Genomic DNA, 16,128 nt, shown 5'->3' on the forward strand with positions numbered 1-16,128 from the left:
CTGTCAGAACCGCACAAAGGCGTCTTCATCCACATCATCGCCCTCGATCGCCGCTGCGGCCGGGCGCTTGGCCTTGCCGGCAGGTGCGCCGCGCGTGGGCGTTGTGCGGCCCGCCTTCGGCGCGCGGCGCCGCGGCGCATCGCCTTCGGTACGGAAGAACTGCATCATCTCCTGCAGCTGTACCGCTTGCGAACTCATCTCTTCGGCGGTGGACGAGAGTTCTTCAGAGGCCGACGCGTTGGTCTGCGTGGTCTGCGTCATCTGGCCGATCGCGCTGTTGATCTGATCCAGCCCGCCGGTCTGCTCGCGCGACGCAGCGGCAATTTCTTGCACCAGATCAGCGGTGCGAGTGATCGACGGCACCAGTTCTTCAAGCAGCGAACCGGCGCGCTCGGCCATACTGACACTGTTGGCGGCCAGGCCGCTGATCTCCTGCGCCGCCACCTGGCTGCGTTCGGCGAGCTTGCGCACTTCGGCGGCCACCACCGCGAAACCCTTGCCATGCTCGCCTGCGCGCGCGGCCTCGATCGCCGCGTTGAGCGCGAGCAGGTTGGTCTGGTAGGCAATGTCGTCGATGATGCCGATCTTCTGCGCAATCTGCTTCATCGCACTGACCGTCTCGCGCACGGCTTCGCCGCCCTCGCCGGCATCGCGTGCCGACTTCGATGCAATGCCGTCGGTGACCTTGGCGTTTTCGGAGTTCTGCGCCACCGTGGCGGCGATTTCTTCCATCGATGCACTGGTCTCTTCCACGCTGGCCGCCTGCTCGGTGGCGTTCTGGCTGAGCGCTTGCGCCGAAGCGGACACCTCTTCCGACGCCGACGCGAGTGCATCGCTCGATGCACGCACATCGCCGATGATGCGCGTCAGCTTCTCGACCATCTGCGCCATCGATGCGAGCAAGCTCGTTTCGTCGCCCTGCTTCACGCTGACCTTGATCGTAAGGTCGCCGGCAGCCACGCGCTGCACGACGTCCGCCGCATAGTCCGGCTCGCCGCCAATCTGGCGCGAGATGATCCGCGTCACCAGCACGCCGGCCCCGATCGCCAGCACGACCGCCAAAAGCACCAGAATCGTCATGACGAGCCGGGCTTCGCGAGCTGTCGCCGCCGACTCTTCATAGAAATCCTTGGCGACCTTGGAGTTGAGGTTCGATAGATCCGTGACCAGTTCCGATACGGCGTTGAACGCCTTGCGCGCATCACCGTTGCTCAGCACGCCGGCCTCGTCGCTCTTGCCTGCGGCGGAGAGCTTCAGCACCTCGGCGGAGGCCTTCAGGTAGGGATCAAACAGCGCTTCGGCCTTGCGCGTCATCACATCTTCTTCTGCGGTTGAGGGCAGCTTCTTGTAGTCCTCGAACTCCTTCAATGCGGCCTGCCAGTGCTCATCACCGCGCTTGGCCGTCTCTTCCTGCACGGCCACATCCTTCATCGACGGCAGGCGTGCATAGGCCCGGTTGTGCGCGCCAATTCGCACCAGCGTGTGGCTCAGGTATTCGATTGATTTGAGCCGGGTTGCGTAGGTCTCTTCCAGCATGCCGCGCAGCAATTCGATGCGCGTCAGCGCATAGACGCCAACGACACCTGTCAGCACCGCGCAGGTGAGAAACGCCACCAGTAACTTCTGGGCGAGCTTCAAACGCAGAAACCAGTTCATTTCGCTTCTCCTTGCTCAGTTCAGCAGGCCACCGAAGGCTTGCGCGTGAGTGGTCTGGGATTCGGTGCAGGTTGCGATCAGGCTCGGCACATCCAGAATCAGCGCCACCGAACCATCGCCAAGGATGGTGGAGCCACCGATGCCGCGCACGCCGGTGAAGAGTTTGCCCAGCGGCTTGATCACCGCCTGGAATTCGCCAAGCAGGCGGTCGACGACCAGCCCGGCCCGTTGTTGCCCATAGGCCAGCACGACCAGGCTCTCACGCGCAGGGCGTGGGGCTTCGTCCGTACCGATTTCGAAGACTTCGCGCAGGCTGACGAAGGGCAGCGCCTCGCCGCGAAGGTTGACGATGTGCTGCGGGCCTTCCGGGGCGCGCATATCGGCGCACTCGACGATCATGTCCAGCGGGATCACGAACACCGTGTCGCCAACGGCAACCTGGAAAGCATCGATGATGGCGAGCGTCAGCGGCAGGCGAATGCGGAAGGTAGTGCCGGCCCCTTTGCGCGAACTGATATCGATCTCGCCGCGCAGGGCCTCGACACTGCGCTTGACGACATCCATGCCAACGCCGCGTCCAGACAAGTTGGTGACCTGCGCCGCAGTCGAAAATCCCGGCGCGAAGATCAACTGATGAATCTCGGCATCGCTCAGCTCATCCTCGGGCCCGATCAGGCCACGCTCGATGCCTTTGGCGCGGATGCGGGCGGTATCAAGCCCGCGACCGTCATCGCTGATCTCGATCACGACACAGCCGGACTCGTGCAGCGCGTGCAAGGACAAGCGCCCCTGCTCCGGCTTCTCGGCCATGCACCGCTCTTCCACCGGTTCGATGCCGTGATCCATGGCGTTGCGGACGATATGCATCAGTGGATCGGCGAGGCGCTCGACCATCGATTTGTCGAGTTCGGTTTCGGCGCCGGAGATCACCAGCTCGATACGTTTTCCCAGTTCTTGCGATACATCGCGCACGACGCGCGGGAAGCGCTGGAACACTTCGCCGATCTGCACCATGCGCAGGTTCAGCGCGCGGTCGCGGATCTGCTCGACCAGTTGCCCGACTTCGCCCAGCGCTTCGACCAGATGCCCCTGATGCGTACGTTCGGCCAACAGCCGCGCGCCAGCCGACGCGATGACAAGCTCGCCGACCAGGTTGATCAGCTGATCCAGCTTGCCCGCTTCGACCTTGACGATCTTGTGCTCGGTGCTGCGGCGCTCTTCGGCCTGCTTCTGGCGCGACAGCGCGGCCGCCACGACCGGCGGCTGCACCATGTGTTCCTGCACCAGGATTTCGCCGATGCGCGGAATTTCGCCGCCCGACTCGCGCGCGCGGGCCTGGATCTGCAGCACCTTTTCGAGTTCGTTGGCGGTCAGCGTGCCGCCCGCAACGAGAATCTCGCCGAGGCGCTGCCGCGACTCCGGCATCGCCTCGATCAGCTCGATGAACTCGGCAATCTTCGCGCGCGGCGGCAGGATGCGGATTTCACTCTCGTCGCGCACGAACTCGAACACATCGTCTAGCGTCTTCTTGTCGGCATCCGACAGCAGATCGATTTCGAAGCCGAGGTAGCAGGATTCGGCATCGAAACTGTCAGCCCGCGGCAGCCGCTCAGCCAGCGTGTACAGCGACACGATGGTGCCCAGTCCCGACAGGTAGTTGATGAAGGAGAGCGGGTCCATGCCGTTGCGCAGCACGTCTTCACCAAATCGCAGCGACAGGTGCCAGTGTTCGTTGCCGGCGCCAAGCCCGGCCGGTTCGCGTTCAACCCGCGCTTCCGGCGCATCAACCGCAACAGCCTTTGCTGGCGAGCTGGCACCGAGCACGTCGCGCAGCGCCGCAAGCAGGGCGTCGCGCCCGCCCGGATCCGGATCGCGCTCATCCTCGCCGGCGTCAATCGCATCGACCAGACGGCCGAGGTAGTCACCGCAGCGCAACAACACCGAGACGAGAGAGCCTTCCAGCCGCAGCGTCTCGCTGCGAACGCGGTCCAGCACGTTCTCCATCACATGCGTGAAGCTGACGATCAGTTCCAGGCCGAATAGACCGGCCGAGCCCTTGATCGTGTGAGCGGCGCGGAACGCCGCGTTCACGCGTTCAGGGGTGATCCCTTCTGACTCGATTTCAAGCAGCGCGCGCTCCATGTCGGCAAGCAACTCGCGCGATTCCTGAACCAGGGCACCGCGGGCAGCAGACAGGTCCATGGCTCAGGCTCCAACAATCGATACGGCTTCGCCGAGCTCGCTGTCGAGCCCGAGCAGGCGCAAGACATGCAGCACCGCTGGGCTGTGCCCGCTCCAGCGCAGCACACGATTCGTCTCCTGCGCCTCGCGCTGCAGCATCAGCATCAGCTGCACACCGGCAGTATCGAGCTCGATCACATGCGAGAGATCGACCTCCAGGGCGTCGCCGGCGCTCAGCGCATCGAGCAACTGGTCCTTCAGCGTTGCCGCCTGAAAGATCGTCATCTCGCCTTCGAGCGAGATCCTTGCAGCCTTTGTTGCGGAGTCAGTCATCGTCAGCCTCCGGCGAAACGGGGTGGAGCGCTCAGGGTGCGATCAGTTTTGCCACTGCATCGAGCAATGCCGGCGGCTGGAAGGGTTTCACCACCCAGGCGCGCACACCGGCGGCCTTGCCTTCGGCGATCTTCGTCTGGTCGGTTTCGGTGGTCAGCATGATCACCGGCGTGAAGCGATAGTTCGGCAACTGTTTGGCGGCTTTGACGAAACTGATGCCGTCCATGTTGGGCATGTTCACGTCCGAGATGATCAGGTTGAACTTGCGGCCATCGAGGCAGCCCAGCGCCTCCTTGCCGTCACCCGCCTCGACCACGTCATAGCCGGCGCCCTTGAGGGCGATCGCCAGCGTGCGGCGAAGGCTGAAAGAGTCATCAACGATCAGGATGGTTTTGCTCATGGTGGTATCTGGTGACTAGAAGAAGGTGATCCCGGTGGCGGCCGGCTTCGCACTCGCGGCGTCCTTGCCGTGGTGGAGCTCGCGCTGTTCAAGCGTGGTATAGCTGCTCGACAGCCGGTCCATCCAGGCCTTCACATCGAGCAGCGCGGCCTGATCGCGATTCTCGGTCAACGTGCGGGAGGCGTCGGCAAGATGCGTCATGTCTTGCAGCACATGGTCGAGGATCTGGTGCACCCGGTCCTCGAACTGCAGATTGACCAGCACCGCCTCGATGTCGGCCTCCACCTCGCGGCGTTCGGCCTGCAGGGCAGCCACCGAATCCTGCAAAGCATGGGCGGTACCGTTGAAGTCTCCGATGATGCGTTCCGCCGTCGCGCGCGATTGCTCGACGATCGCGTGTTCGTCCTTGGCGAAGGTTTCCGACATCGCGAGGGTCTGCCGGATCGCATCCGCCACCGTCGCGACGATGCCGCGGATACGCTGCCCGGTATCGCCAGACTGCGTCGACAGCTTGCGTACTTCGTCTGCCACCACGGCAAAGCCGCGGCCGCTCTCACCGGCGCGCGCCGCCTCGATCGCTGCGTTGAGCGCCAGCAGGTTGGTCTGCTTGGCGATATTGGCAACGTCCTCAGCCATGCGCTGAAGCTGTTCGGTGTAGGCGGCAACCCCGCCGATCTGCTCGATCAAGCGAGAACGGAAGGCCTGCGTCTGGTTGAGCGTATCGACCATCTCGCGCAGCCCCTGTTCGGCTTGCTGGATCGTCTGAAGCGCCTGCGCCTCATCGCCACCAACGCCGGCATTGGCGGCCAGCCGCTCGCTCAGCGATGCAAACCCCTGCGCGAGCGCGTTGATCGCCGAGCGCATCTGCTCCTGCGCCTGGGTGACATGCCGGTTCCACAGCGGCACCACATCCGCCACCAGGTGCGGCAAGGTGTCGTCACCGCACGGAGAGGCGCGTGCGCTGTCCGCAAGTTCGATCGCCACCGTAGCGGGCTGCGGTACAAGCTCGCGCGCCGCCCATAGCAAGCCCGCGCCCAGCACCACAGCCCAGATCAGCCCCCACCACCAGGCTCCGGCCAGCCAGGCGCAGACAGGCAGATTGACCAGAACAAGCGCGAAGTGCGCCGGACGCCGCAAAAGAGTTGCCGTCAGACCCATTTCAGTCTCCGTTGCAGGGAAGGGGAATCGAAGGCTGCTCGCTGGCCGATGCGCGCAGCGAACCACGCGCCGGATGCCCGAGTGGTTTATCGGCGCCTTCCTGGCGAACTTGAGCGGATACTTGACACGCGCCGCATCTGCTGCCAAGGCAATTACGTCATGCACACCGCAGGGCCGGGCGCCCGCAGCCGAGGCGACAAGTCGCGCTAAACTCGCGACACCATGATCGAAACCGACCGGCTCAGCCCCCTTCCGCCCAGCGAACGCATCGTCGCGCCCGCCCCCGCGTCCTCGCAGGAGGAAGCGCTCGAGCGCGCACTGCGGCCCAAGCGGCTGGCTGACTACACCGGCCAACAGAAGATCCGCGACCAGCTTGAAATCTTCATCGGCGCCGCGCGCAACCGGAAGGAAGCGCTCGACCATGTGCTGCTGTTCGGCCCACCGGGCTTGGGCAAGACCACGCTGGCCCACATTATCGCCGCCGAAATGGGCGTCAACCTGCGCCAGACCTCTGGCCCGGTGCTGGAGCGCGCCGGCGACCTCGCCGCGCTGCTGACCAACCTTGAACCGCACGATGTGCTGTTCATCGATGAAATCCACCGCCTGTCGCCAGTGGTCGAGGAAGTGCTGTACCCGGCGCTGGAGGATTACCAGATCGACATCATGATCGGCGAGGGCCCGGCCGCCCGCTCGGTCAAGCTCGACCTGCCCCCCTTCACGCTGGTCGGCGCTACCACGCGCGCCGGCATGCTGACGAACCCGCTGCGCGACCGCTTCGGCATCGTCGCCCGGCTCGAGTTCTACAACGCCGAAGAGCTGCGCCAGATCGTCGGCCGCTCGGCGCAGTTGCTGAAAGTCGGCATCGAGGACGACGGCGCGCTCGAAATCGCCCGCCGCGCACGCGGCACGCCGCGTATCGCCAACCGCCTGCTGCGCCGCGTGCGCGACTTCGCCGAAGTAAAGGCGAACGGCGAAATCACCCGCCCGGTTGCGGATGCCGCGCTGACCATGCTCGACGTCGACCCGGTCGGCCTCGACATCATGGACCGCAAGCTGCTCGACGCGGTGATCGAGAAGTTCTCCGGCGGCCCGGTCGGCGTCGACAACCTCGCCGCCGCGATCGGCGAGTCGCGCGACACGATCGAAGATGTGCTGGAGCCCTACCTGATCCAGCAAGGCTACCTGCAGCGCACCCCCCGCGGCCGCGTCGCCACCCCGGCGGTCTATCGCCATCTGGGCCTGCTACCCCCCGGCAGCGCGACTCCGGAACTGTGGAAGGATTGAGCGCGACCGACGTGCGGCGCATCACGCCGCGCTGGGCGGAACATCGGCACCGGTGATTACACCTGCATTAAGATGCCGCTTTCCCCGCCACCGTGAGACGCCAACATGTCTGAACAAAACCCCTACGCACCGCCGTCGGCCGAAGTTCGTGACGTAGCACCCGCCGGCAATCCCGCTGAAACCCTGATCCCGGAAGGCCGCAGCGTCGACGCCGGGCGCGGATTCGGTTGGTTCGTCGATGCCTGGCAGTTGTTCAAGCAGCAACCGATGATGTGGTGGCTGGTGATCGTGATCACCTTCGGCGTGATGATGGTGGCGTCGATGATCCCGGTGGTGAACATCGTCGTCGGTATCGCCTTCCCGCTCGTTTCCGCCGGCATCGCGTCCTGCGCGACGAGCCAGCGGCTCAAGGGCAGCTTCGAAGTCGGCCAGATCTTCGATGGCTTTCGCGAACAGACCGGTCAGTTGCTGCTGATCGGTGTGATCTACATCGGTGCGATCTTCGCGGTGGGTGCGATCCTCGCCATCGTCGTCGGCACCTCGGGCCTGTTTGGCGCCATCTTCGGCGGCCGCGCGTCGATCGCTGCGATGGCCGGTACCGGCATCGGCCTCGGTCTGCTGTTTTTCGTCGTCATCATGCTGCTTGCCACCAGCGTGATCTTCGCGCCCTATCTGGTGTTCGAGCACAAGATGAGCGCCACACAGGCCATGCAGGCCAGCGTTAAGGGCAGCTTCAAGAACGTCCTTGCCGGTTTGGTCGGCATGCTGTCCTACATCGTGCTCGCGATCGCTGCGACGATTCCGATCGGCCTCGGCTGGCTGATCCTGCTTCCGGTACTGATGCTGACCGTCTACGTGGCTTACCGCGACATCTTCATCGAGACGAGCAACGCCTGAGTCTTTGATGCTCGACACCGTTCGCGAGGTCTCCACCCCCGAGCTGATCGCCCTGCGGCTGCATTGCGCAGGGCCGGTCCCCCGGGCGCTGGCCTGGTTTGTGGACCTCGCGATCCGGATCGGCATTTATCTGGTGCTCGCTTTCCCGCTCAGCGCCTTCGGCAAAGCCGGCACCGGCCTGATCCTGGTCGGTGCCTTTCTGATCGAGTGGTTCTATCCGGTGCTGTTCGAAGTGCTCGCCGGTGGTGCAACACCGGGCAAACGCGCGCTTGGCCTAGTCGTGTTGAACGCCGACGGCAGCCCGGTCGGCTGGGCCGCATCGATGACACGCAACCTGCTGCGCGTGGTCGACTTCCTGCCTTTCTTCTACGCCATCGGCCTCGTATCGATGCTCGCGACGCGCGATTTCCGCCGCTTGGGCGACATCGTCGCCGACACCGTGGTGACCTACCGGCGCTCCGCCACACCCTTGCCGATCGCACCGGACGCGCCGCGCTGGCGGCCGCATGCGCCGCTGTCGCGCACCGCGCAGCGCGCGGTGCTGGCCTTCGCCGAGCGCGCACCACGGTTGTCGCCCGAGCGCGCCGAGGAGCTCGCTGAACAAGCGCCCACGCTGACTGACGACGCTCGTGGCGCGCTCGCGGTGTCTCGGCTCTATGGGCTTGCGCACTATCTGAGCGGCCGCGAACAATGAGGCAGGAGCAGTTCGAAGCGCGCTTCAGCGCGCGCTGGGATGCCTTCGAACACTGGCTTGCCTTCACGCGCCTGCCACGGCGCCAGCGCGCCAAGCAGCCCGCGCCCTTCGCGGATGACGACATGGCGCCGCGCTACCGCGAGATCTGCCAGCATCTGGCGCTCGCTCAGTCGCGCGACTATGGCCCGGCACTGACCGAGCGCCTGCACCGGCTCGCCCTCGAAGGGCATGACCGCCTCTATGGCACGCCGGGTGGCGGGCTACGCCGCTTCGGACACTACCTTGCCAGCGGCTTCGCGCGCGAGGTGCAGCGCGAGTGGCGGGTCGTGGTCGCAGCGCTGCTCGTCTTCGTGCTGCCTTACATCGCAACGATGATCGCAGTTCGGCTGTCGCCCGACTTCGCGTATATCGTTTTGCCCGCCGAACAGCTCGCCCAGTTCGACACGATGTACGGCCCCGACGCTGCCGAACTCGGCACCGCGCGCGGCGCGCGCGACGACCTGACGATGTTCGGTTTCTACATCTACAACAACATCGGCATCGGTTTTCGCACCTTCGCCAGCGGCCTTTTTGCCGGCATCGGCACGCTGTTCATGCTGCTCTACAACGGCGTTTTCATGGGCACGGTGGAAGCGCACGTGGTCAACCTCGGTCATGCCGCGCGCTTCTACTCCTTCGTCGCCGGCCACAGCAGTTTCGAGCTCAGCGCCATCGTGCTCTGTGGCGCCGCCGGCTTGCGGCTGGGCCTCGCGCTGCTGGCGCCTGGAGAACGCACGCGCGGCGCGGCGCTACGGCTGGCAGCACGCAGCGTGATCGGCATCGTTGCCGGTGCCGCGGCAATGCTGGTGATCGCTGCGGCATTTGAAGCCTTCTGGTCGCCGCGTACGCTGCCCTTGCAGGTGAAGGTAACGGTCGGCGCATTCAACTGGCTGCTGGTACTGGGCTACCTGTTGCTCGCGGGGAGGCGCAATGCGCCCTGAGCAGCTCGCGCTGGTGCTACGTCCGCGCAGCGGCATGGAAGCAGTGGACCTTGGCATACGGCTGGTGCAGGCCCACGCGCGCAGCATCTTCGCGACCAGCTTCGCTGTGATTCTGCCGCCCGCGCTGCTGATCATCGCCGTCGTTGGCTACGCGCTCGAGATGCCCAGCCTTGCTGGCACGTTGATCTGGTGGCTCAAGCCGCTGTACGACCGCGCGCTGCTGCATGGCCTGTCGCACGCCGTATTCGGCGAACAGCCGGGCGTGCGGCAGACATGGCGCGCGCTGCCCGGCCTGATACGCCACAGCGCACTGCTGCCGGCGCTGCTGTGGCGGCGGCTCGATCCGCTACGCAGCACACGGCTGCCCGTCGATCAGCTGGAAGGCCTCAAGGGCCGCGTCGCGCGCGACCGCCGCCGCATCGTCGCCAACCGCGTCGGCGGCGCCGGCTTCGGCCTGATGTTCTGCTGCGCCAATTTTGAATACGTGCTGCTGTTCGGCGCCATCGCGCTGATCGAAAACCTGCTGCCGGAACGGGTTTCAATCCTCGAACACATCTGGCCCGCGATGACCGGAAGCGAAGTCATCGATCCCCAACAAGCCATTTGGGTCGCGCTCGCCTTCAACCTTGGCTACGCCTGCATGGTCGGGTTGATCGAGCCCTTCTACGTCGCTGGCGGCTTCGCGCTGTACCTCAAACGGCGCACCGACCTTGAAGCCTGGGACGTGGAACTGCTGTTCCGCAGGCTTGCGAGCGAGGGCGCCAAGCGCCTCGCGATGCTAGCGCTGCTCGTGGCTTGCGGCGTCACGCTGTTGCCGGCCCCTGCGGCCGAAGCCTCCGAACCGCGCCGCGAGGCCGCCATCCGTCGGGCTCCGAAGGCGATCGCCGAAGTACTGAAGGCCCCCGAATTCGGAAAAAGCCGCAAGCATCAACAACTTCAGTTCCGTGCAGAGCCCGAGACCAAAACGCAGGATGCGCCGGGCTGGCTCAAGCGCTGGCTTGAGTTCTGGCGCGGCGCCGGCCGCTGGATGGCCGAGGGGCTGCGTATCGCTGGCTGGATCGGCATCGCCATCGTGGCCGCCATCCTGCTGCGTGTGCTGCTGCGCCAGCTCGGCGTGATCCGCGCGCGCCGCACGCCACCGCCGCCGCCCGCCGAAGTCGCCGGTCTCGACATCCGCCCCGAATCCTTGCCCGACGACGTGGCCGAGGCAGCGCGTCAGCTGCTCGCCAGCGGCCGACACCGCGAAGCGCTCGGCCTGCTCTACCGTGGCGCGCTATCGCGCCTGGCGCACCAGTCGCAGATTCCTTTCGCACGCGGCGATACCGAAGGCGACTGCCTGATGCGCGTCACCCGCGCAGGCAGCGGCGCGCGCGCCTACTTCGCACAACTCACGCGCAGCTGGCAGGGCGTTGCCTATGCGCATACCGCGCCGACAGGTGAGGACAGCGAACGCCTCTGCACCGGCTGGCGCGAGGCCTTCGGGGGCGGATCGTGAATCGAGACCGTCGTCTGATGATCCTGCTGGTGCTGGGCATCGTGCTGATCGCGAGCGCCTGGCTGCTGCCGCGCCTCGAGTGGGTCGAAGTTGACGAGCCCGCGCGGCCGAGCGGCGAGGCCTTGCGCGACGATTCACTCGCCGCGCGGCGCATGATTACAGCGCTGGGCTACCGCACCCGCGTCGTGCACGACGCCACCGAACTGAGCGCTCTGCCGACAGGTGCAACGCTGTGGCTCAACCAGGCCCTGCCAGACGCCGCAGCCGCGCGCACCAGCGAGCAGATTGCGGCCTGGGTGCGCGGGGGCGGCCATGCGGTGATCGCGGTACCCGGCGACTGGCAACCGCAGCGCCTGTCTCGCGCCTTCGGTATTCAGGCGCTCGGCGTGCACCAGACGAGGTCCGGCGCACGCCTCGACATTGAAGGCCGCTCGCTGCAGGTCGGCATCCGCCAATGCGACGTCTTCACAACGCCGCATCCCATCGTGTGGCAGGCCACCGTGAAGGGCTACAAGCCCCGTCACAGTGATGATGATGAAGACGACAGTGACAGCGAGGCACCCGCCAAGGCCCACGGAGGCAAAGCGCTCGACGATGCCGCGGCAATTGCCGTCGCCCGCTTCCGCGTCGGTCGTGGCGCGCTGACCGTGCTGTGCGACGACCGCCCGTTGCTCAACCCCAACATCGGCCAGCAAGACAACGCACGCTTCGCAGCCGCAGTGCTGCTCGAACGCGATCGCGACGAAGTGATCTTCGCCACGCAACCGGAGTACCCCTCGCTGCCGGCCTGGCTGTGGCAACGCGCGCCGCTGCCACTCCTCGCGCTGCTCGCACTGGTGATTCTGATGCTGTGGCGCGCGAGCATCCGCTTCGGCGCCTTGCAGGCGGCACCGCCAGCAGCAAGACCCGGCCTGCAACTGCACCTGCGTGCGCTGGCCGCCTTCCTGTTACGTCAGCGCCAGCACGAAGCGCTGCTGCGCGGCCCGCGTGACGAGGTCCGCCGCCTGCTCGCGAAACTTCCCGGCAGCACCGCAGAACAGATTGCCGATGCGGCGAAGCGCGCCGAACTCACGCCCGACGCTGTGAGCGAAGCACTCGACACCGCGCCGCGCGACGCCCATCACTATCTGCGCCTGGCAACAACACTGGCGCAAATCGACACCCGGCTGCGCGCCGCGCGCCCCCGCCCTGCCCGAAGGAACTCACGATGACCCTGCCGCTCACCCTCAGCGATGCCCACCGCCTGGCCCGCGCGCTGCACGACGAAGTCAGCCGCGTCTTCATCGGCCAGCCACAGGTGGTGGATGAAACGTTGTGCGCCCTGTTTGCCGGCGGCCATGTGCTGCTCGAAGGCGTGCCCGGGCTCGGCAAAACCCTGCTGGTCAAGGCGCTCGCGAAGGCATTCGAAGGCAGCTTCTCGCGCATCCAGTTCACACCCGATCTGATGCCCGCCGACGTGACCGGCCACACGCTCTACGACGCACGCAGCGGCCAGTTCCTGACGCGCCGTGGGCCGGTCTTCGCGAACCTGCTGCTCGCCGACGAAATCAACCGTGCACCGGCAAAGACGCAAGCCGCTTTGCTGGAAGTGATGCAGGAAGGCCAGGTCACCATCGACGGCAAGGCCGAAGCACTGCCGCCCCCGTTCCTGGTGCTGGCGACGCAGAACCCGATCGAACAGGAAGGCACCTACGCGCTGCCTGAAGCCCAGCTCGACCGCTTCTTGCTGAAGGTGCTGATCGACTACCCGGCGCACGCCGACGAACGCGCGCTGGTCGCATGGGCCACCGGCGGACGTGTCGCAGACCGGCTGGAGGTCGACGCGGTGAACACCGTCGCCAGCACCGACCAGCTCCTCGCGATGCAGCAACTCGCCGCTCATCTGCCGGTCGACGACGCCGTGCTCGATTACGCCGTGCGGCTTACGCGCGCCACCCGCGACTGGCCGGGCATTGCCATCGGCAGCGGCCCGCGCGGCGCCATTGCGCTGGTGCGCGCGGCGCGCGGTCGCGCGCTGCTGGCCGGCCACGACTATGTGTTGCCAGACGACATCAAGGCCGTCGCGCCCGCCGCGTTGCGCCACCGCGTCCTGCGCTCTGCCGAGGCAGAAATCGAGGGCATCGAAATGGCTGCGCTGCTCGACGATCTGTTGAGCCGCGTCGACGCGCCACGCAGCTGAACCAAGCGATGCTGCTGCCCTCCCGCGCCCTGCTGCTGAGCGTCACCGCGCTGGCCCTCGCTGCGCTCGCGCCGACGCTGTGGCCTGCTCTGGTGCCGCTGTGGTGGGCTTGCGCCGCGGGCCTCACCGTGATGGCTGCGATCGACGCTGCGCTGGGCTGGTGGGAGCACGCACCGAGCGCGACGCGCCGCGTCGAACACGCGCTGCCCTTGGGCGAAAGTTCGCCGGTGACGCTGACGATCGGATGGCACGGCACGCGCCCGCGCGCGGCGACAGTCTGCGACCACGCACCCTCCGCCTGCGACATGCAAGGCATGCCGGTGGCGCTCAGCCTGTCGGCCACGCGTGCCGCGCTCATCACCTACCGGCTGCACCCCAAGGCGCGCGGCGAACACCATTTCGGCCCGATTGCCTTGCGCCTGCTTTCGCCGCTCGGTTTCTGGCAACGCCAGCACCGTATCGAAGCGACCAATCGGGTACGCGTCTATCCCAATTTCACCGTGTACAGCCGCCATGCCTTGCTGGCAGCCGACGCGCGCAGCGCCGCCAGCGGCGTGCTGAAGCGTCGCCGACGCGGCCAGGGTCTGGATTTTGAACAACTGCGCGAGTACCGCGAGGGCGACAGCCCCCGGCAAGTCGATTGGCGTGCCACCGCGCGGCTGGGCAAACTCATTTCGCGCGAATATCAGGACGAGCGCGATCAGCGCATCATCCTGATGCTCGACACCGGCCGTCGCATGGGCGCGCGCGACGGCGCGCTGTCGCACTTCGATCACGCCTTGGACGCGCTGCTGCTGCTCGCGCAGGTCGGCCTGCGCCACGGTGACGCCGTTGGTCTGCATACGTTGGGTGGCCACCACCGCGCGCTGGCGCCGCACAAGTCGCGCAGCACGCTGACGCGCATTCTCGACGCGGTCTACGACCTGGAACCCACGCTCGAAGCCTCGGATTTCGAGAAGGCTGCCCAACAACTGCTGGCACGCGACAAGAAGCGGGCGCTGGTGGTGATCCTCACCAACCTGCGCGACGAGGACGACGACAACCTGCTCGCCGCGGCGCGCCTGCTCGGCAGCCGTCATCTGGTGCTGGTCGCCAGTTTGCGCGAGCGCGCACTCGATACCGCCGTTGAAACACCTGCAACCGATATCGACAGCGCAGCCCTGCGCGGCGCGGCGCACGACTACCGCGCCCGCCGCGAGGCCAGCTTCCGCCGTTTGCGTCAGGCCGGCGTGCTGTGCCTCGACACAACGCCAGAATCGCTCGCAATTACAACAGTCAACCGCTATCTGGCGGTCAAGGCCGAGGGTCGCCTCTGAGACTTTCCGGCGCGATGGGTAAAATGCGCCGATGAAAGCACGTCAGTCAGATCCGAACCTGTTCCTCGCCCAAGGGATGGCTTTGCATCAGCGAGGCCGCCTGCCCGAGGCGGTTCAGGCCTACCAGGCCGCACTCCGCATCGCCCCAGATTTGCACGCCGCAAGCAAGTATCAGGGCCTCGCGCTGTTCCAGATGGGGCTGCGGGAACCGGGGCTGGCGATGATGCGCCGCGCCGCTGAACAACTGCCGGACGATGCCTCCGCCTTCTTCAATCTCGGTCAGGCCCTATGCGAGATCGGGCGTGAGCGCGAAGGCCTTGCTGCCTTTACCCGCGCCGCCGAAATCGACCCGGCCGAGACCGACACCCGACGCCGGATCGCCCAACTGGCAGAACGTTTCGGCGACCGGGCTCTTACCATTACGCACATGCGGGCCGTAACCGAGCAACAGCCGGACGCCGCCGACGCATGGGACGCCCTGTCGCAGCTCTACTATTTTGACGGGCAGCTCGAAAATGCGGTCGATGCGCACCAGCGCGCCATCGCGTTGAACCCGAAGCTCCTTGAGCAGCGGCGTATCGGCTACGCCGACCCGGATCCGGCGCTGACGCCGCGCACCGTGTCGCTGAAAGCGGATGCCGCACGCCACCCATCGATGAGCGACCAGGCAGCGCTCGATGCGTTTGCGCAGGCAACCGGCCTCGCGATCATCGATGACGTGCTCAAGCACCCCCTGGGCTACCGCGAGCACGCGCTGGAGCAGGACTTCCAGCCGATCGTCTACGCCGGGCAGAACTTCCCAGGGCTGCAAACCAAGGGCACCGACCCGCAGGAGATCATGGCCGTCATCGCCAGCGCACTGGGGCGGCGGGTCAAGTGGATCTCGCCCGATACCGGCGCCTATCGCGTCTCGTACGCCGGCTCCACCGCGCGCACCGACATCCATGTCGACAACGAAGACGGCGACAACTGGGATCGTTTCGCCGCGGTGCTTTACCTCAACCTGCCCGGCCAGGAACAAGGCGGCACGATGTTCTGGCGCCATCGCGAAACCGGCTGGGAGCGCCGCCTGCCGGACGAGGAAGTGCGCGCGGCCGGCTTCCGCTCCTTCAAGGCGTTTCAGGAGCGCTGGCTGCCCAACCAGGCAAGCCGCCCGTTCAACGAAATCGCGGACGGCCGCGACGCCTGGGAGCCGATCGTCGAACTGCCAATGCGCAACAACCGCCTGGTGCTGTACCGCGGCCACTTCTTCCATTCGCTATCGAACGTCTTCGGTTCGACGCTGCAGGATGGCCGCCTGGTGCAGCTGTTCTTCTTCGAACCGGCCTGAACGCCGAGGCACTCGGTTACGAGTCGTTACCGGTTGGTGGATGCCAGCCGTGTAAAATTGTGCAATGCATCGACACCACGCCCCGTCGCATCGCTTCGCGGTGCGCGTCTATTACGAGGACACCGACGCCGCGGGTGTCGTGTACTACGCGAACTACCTGAAGTTCTGCGAACGTGCCCGCACCGAATGGCTGCGGGCGCTTGGTTTTGAACAGCAGCAGTTGCG

At 66.1% G+C, this 16,128-nt stretch carries 15 protein-coding genes; 10 read left to right on the forward strand and 5 right to left on the reverse strand.

Going from position 1 to position 16,128, the window contains the following annotated elements:
* Positions 1–3: 3 nt before the first annotated feature.
* The 5 genes from ACE3P0_RS13590 to ACE3P0_RS13610 are packed head-to-tail and all read right to left on the reverse strand — an operon-like array spanning position 4 to position 5,728.
* Positions 4–1,656, reverse strand: a complete 1,653-nt coding sequence (locus tag ACE3P0_RS13590; RefSeq protein ID WP_374403210.1) for a methyl-accepting chemotaxis protein — start codon at positions 1,654–1,656, stop codon at positions 4–6.
* Between the two features lie 15 nt (positions 1,657–1,671).
* Positions 1,672–3,858: a chemotaxis protein CheW gene (locus ACE3P0_RS13595; RefSeq protein WP_374403211.1), complete on the reverse strand. Its 2,187-nt coding sequence runs from the start codon at positions 3,856–3,858 to the stop codon at positions 1,672–1,674.
* Positions 3,859–3,861: 3 nt separating this feature from the next.
* Positions 3,862–4,170, reverse strand: a complete 309-nt coding sequence (locus ACE3P0_RS13600; RefSeq protein ID WP_374403212.1) for a lipid asymmetry maintenance protein MlaB — start codon at positions 4,168–4,170, stop codon at positions 3,862–3,864.
* Between the two features lie 31 nt (positions 4,171–4,201).
* Entirely contained in the window at positions 4,202–4,570 is a 369-nt protein-coding gene (locus ACE3P0_RS13605; RefSeq protein ID WP_374403214.1) for a response regulator, read from the reverse strand.
* 15 nt (positions 4,571–4,585) lie between these two features.
* Positions 4,586–5,728: a methyl-accepting chemotaxis protein gene (locus ACE3P0_RS13610; protein ID WP_374403215.1), complete on the reverse strand. Its 1,143-nt coding sequence runs from the start codon at positions 5,726–5,728 to the stop codon at positions 4,586–4,588.
* Positions 5,729–5,950: 222 nt separating this feature from the next.
* Between ACE3P0_RS13610 and ruvB the strand changes: the two genes are divergently transcribed.
* From ruvB to ACE3P0_RS13660, 10 genes are all read left to right on the forward strand, one after another.
* Complete coding sequence (ruvB, locus tag ACE3P0_RS13615; protein ID WP_374403216.1) at positions 5,951–7,012, forward strand: Holliday junction branch migration DNA helicase RuvB; 1,062 nt, start codon at positions 5,951–5,953, stop codon at positions 7,010–7,012.
* A 105-nt stretch (positions 7,013–7,117) separates the two neighbouring features.
* Positions 7,118–7,909, forward strand: a complete 792-nt coding sequence (locus ACE3P0_RS13620; RefSeq protein WP_374403217.1) for a BPSS1780 family membrane protein — start codon at positions 7,118–7,120, stop codon at positions 7,907–7,909.
* Positions 7,910–7,916: 7 nt separating this feature from the next.
* Positions 7,917–8,603, forward strand: a complete 687-nt coding sequence (locus ACE3P0_RS13625; RefSeq protein ID WP_374403218.1) for an RDD family protein — start codon at positions 7,917–7,919, stop codon at positions 8,601–8,603.
* On the forward strand, positions 8,600–9,583 hold the full coding sequence (locus tag ACE3P0_RS13630) for a stage II sporulation protein M (protein ID WP_374403219.1): 984 nt from the start codon (positions 8,600–8,602) through the stop codon (positions 9,581–9,583). The genes ACE3P0_RS13625 and ACE3P0_RS13630 overlap by 4 nt, the downstream gene beginning before the upstream one ends.
* Entirely contained in the window at positions 9,573–11,078 is a 1,506-nt protein-coding gene (locus ACE3P0_RS13635; RefSeq protein ID WP_374403220.1) for a DUF4129 domain-containing protein, read from the forward strand. Before ACE3P0_RS13630 ends, ACE3P0_RS13635 begins: the two co-directional genes overlap by 11 nt.
* Complete coding sequence (locus ACE3P0_RS13640; protein ID WP_374403221.1) at positions 11,075–12,289, forward strand: DUF4350 domain-containing protein; 1,215 nt, start codon at positions 11,075–11,077, stop codon at positions 12,287–12,289. The genes ACE3P0_RS13635 and ACE3P0_RS13640 overlap by 4 nt, the downstream gene beginning before the upstream one ends.
* A complete protein-coding gene (locus ACE3P0_RS13645; protein ID WP_374403222.1) occupies positions 12,286–13,257 on the forward strand; it encodes an AAA family ATPase in 972 nt (323 codons plus the stop codon). Before ACE3P0_RS13640 ends, ACE3P0_RS13645 begins: the two co-directional genes overlap by 4 nt.
* A gap of 8 nt (positions 13,258–13,265) precedes the next feature.
* On the forward strand, positions 13,266–14,573 hold the full coding sequence (locus tag ACE3P0_RS13650; protein WP_374403223.1) for a DUF58 domain-containing protein: 1,308 nt from the start codon (positions 13,266–13,268) through the stop codon (positions 14,571–14,573).
* 31 nt (positions 14,574–14,604) lie between these two features.
* Positions 14,605–15,903, forward strand: coding sequence for a DUF6445 family protein (locus ACE3P0_RS13655; protein ID WP_374403224.1), 1,299 nt, complete (start codon positions 14,605–14,607; stop codon positions 15,901–15,903).
* Positions 15,904–15,967: 64 nt separating this feature from the next.
* A partial coding sequence (locus ACE3P0_RS13660) for a hotdog domain-containing protein (RefSeq protein ID WP_374403225.1) occupies positions 15,968–16,128 on the forward strand: 161 nt, incomplete at its 3' end.

The sequence above is a fragment of the Niveibacterium sp. genome (genome assembly GCF_041909475.1).
In the GTDB taxonomy this organism is placed as follows: Bacteria; Pseudomonadota; Gammaproteobacteria; order Burkholderiales; family Rhodocyclaceae; genus Niveibacterium.